Annotated in this window: 3 protein-coding genes; all 3 read right to left on the bottom strand. The window is 67.6% G+C overall.

All coding sequences use genetic code 11. From position 1 onward, the window contains the following. Positions 1-73: 73 nt before the first annotated feature. On the bottom strand, positions 74-904 hold the full coding sequence (locus BN11_RS16715) for a peptidoglycan-binding protein (protein WP_048699479.1): 831 nt from the start codon (positions 902-904) through the stop codon (positions 74-76). A 143-nt stretch (positions 905-1047) separates the two neighbouring features. Further along, a complete protein-coding gene (locus BN11_RS24165; RefSeq protein ID WP_162213272.1) occupies positions 1048-1794 on the bottom strand; it encodes a CHAP domain-containing protein in 747 nt (248 codons plus the stop codon). Between the two features lie 133 nt (positions 1795-1927). Further along, positions 1928-2213: transposase (locus tag BN11_RS16705; RefSeq protein WP_162213271.1), on the bottom strand; the 286-nt coding region annotated here is incomplete at its 5' end.

The raw sequence follows: 2213 nt of genomic DNA, 5'->3' as shown, positions 1-2213 counted from the left end.
GCGGTGGACCTGGCGGCGGACGACGCTGACTCGGCACGGATCGCAACGCACCACAACCCCCCGTGGGCCGCGATCAGGCCAGGCTGCGTTGATACTCCTCCCACGTGACCTTTGTGACCTTCGGCCCGTCGTCGACAGCGTTGCTGGCCAACCCATTTCGACCCTCGTAGTAGGCACCGACCTGCTTCTGCGCCTGCGGCGCCAGGTCCGTGTCGCTGATCGCGACCGCGTGAATGTGCCAGTCCCAGTTGCCCATTGCCGGTGAGCGCACCCATGCGGCAAAGCCGGCTTGGCGCAGCGCCGTGGCCGCCGCGGTCCGCTGGGAGCTCGTCAGCGCGACCACGTCGAGGTCGACGACCCCGCCGCCGTCGTGCGTGCCCGCCGATGTCACGTCCCCACCGGGGTTGTAGGAGCCCTGCTCCATGACGAAGGTGAAGCCCAGTTTGCCCTCGGCGGCAAGGAGCATGGCTCGGGTGCGCGAGTTGATCGTCACCCCGCGGAAGGCAACCTTCGCGCCCGGTGCCAGTGGCCTGACGACGGTGAAGCGATTCGTCGCCAGGGCGGCCAAGGACGCTGGGCCGGGTATGCCGTTGGCTCCGATTCCGCTGTACCCCAAGGATTCTTGCCACGCCTTGTAGGCCGCGACGGTGCGGCTTCCGTAGTGCCCATCGGCATAGCTTGCGGCCAGTAAACCCTTGGCCACCAAGGCCTTTTCGACCTGGAGCACACTCGCGCCGGCACCTGCAGTGATGCCGGTGTCCAGCTTGACCGGATCCCACTGGGCCGCTTTGAGCAGCGCCTCCATGTCGACGGTGGGCAGCGCCGCGCGGGCGGGTTCGGACAGCAGGAGGCTCGTGGGCGCCGCGAACAGGGTCGCGGTCAGCAGGGCGCGTCGGGTCGTCATGGTCCTGTTCTCTTCGTGAATTGCCGGTTGACGGTTGTGGGGGCGGGTATGCGGTGTGGCAGGCGCGAAGCGCCGCCGCCCGGCGGAGGGGACCGGGCGGCGGCGTCACCCCGGCAGGTGCGCCAGTCAGCTGCGCGGGGTGGTCACTTGAAGTGGATGAACTGGTCGAACTGGTTGCTGCCCGTGCCGCGGGTCGCGGTCCAGTAGCCGTAGGTGTACGCGCGGACGTGGTTATAGTCCTCGACGACGAAGGAGCCGTCGGCGTTCACCTTCTCGACGTAGGCCACGTGGCCCCAGGTGCCGGAGTTGCGCACGGCGATGTCACCGACGCGTGGGGTGGACGTGACCGAGATGCCGGCCGAGCGTGCCGCGTTGTCCCAGTTGATCGCGTTGCCCCAGTGGACGCCCTTGTAGTAGTTGTGGAACGGCAGCCCGAGGGTCCTGGTCACGCGCCAGGCGGCGAAGCTTGTGCACTGGCCCTTGTAGAAGTTCCACGGGTCGACCCCGCCGGTGGCTCCGCTGTAGGGATAGTCGTTGCCGATGTGGGTGGTCGAGCCGTCGGTGCAGAGGGGGGCGACGAAGCCGTCGGAACCGGTGTAGGTGTAGGCGTCGGCGATATAGCGACCGGTGCCGATCTTGTTCCAGATCGCCGAGGTGCCGTAGGTGCCGGTGACCGTGCTGCCGATCGTCTGGCAGCTGATGGTCACGCCCGTCCCGTCGGCCAGGCTGCCGACGGCGGAGTAGCCGGTGCCCGGGCCGCTGCGGACGGTCAGCGGCAGACCAGAGGTGTTGACGGTGCCGCTCGCGGCCAGGGCTGCGGTCGCGCTGAGCGAGACGGCTGCGAGGACGGCGATCGAGGTGGCGGCGGGACGACGAACGGACGTGCGCATGGCGAATTCCTTTCAGGAATGACGAATTGAAATAAAGGCGAAGAAGGGGCTTCGGCGTTTTCTGTCAGGATCTCTCCTGCCTGCCGAAAGAGACTTCATCAGCCCAGCCACGGCAAGGGAAGAGTTTTTGGGCTCATCGAACTTGAGCGGGCAACTCGTTGGTCCCAGCTGTAGCTCGTCGGTGTTGACGAGTGCAGGCCCAGCGTATGCGGCGGCGTTGGTTCTCGGTGTTGCGGAAGCCGAAGGCGTTGCGTCCTTGGTGCTTGGCGAGCCGGTTGTAGCCCTCGGAGCGGGCGTTGGAGTAGCCGGTGAGCAGGCCGGCCTCGATCGCGGGCCACCAGTTCTCGACGGTCGCGGCGAGGCGGTGGACCTCTGGGCTGTCGCTGGCGGCGGCGAGGGACAGGAAGCGCCACAGGCGG

The organism is Nostocoides australiense Ben110, from assembly GCF_001050535.1.
Classification (GTDB): domain Bacteria; phylum Actinomycetota; class Actinomycetes; order Actinomycetales; family Dermatophilaceae; genus Nostocoides_A; species Nostocoides_A australiense.
Note: the sequence above shows the minus strand (reverse complement) of the source record. Positions and strands in the feature narration are given on the sequence as shown.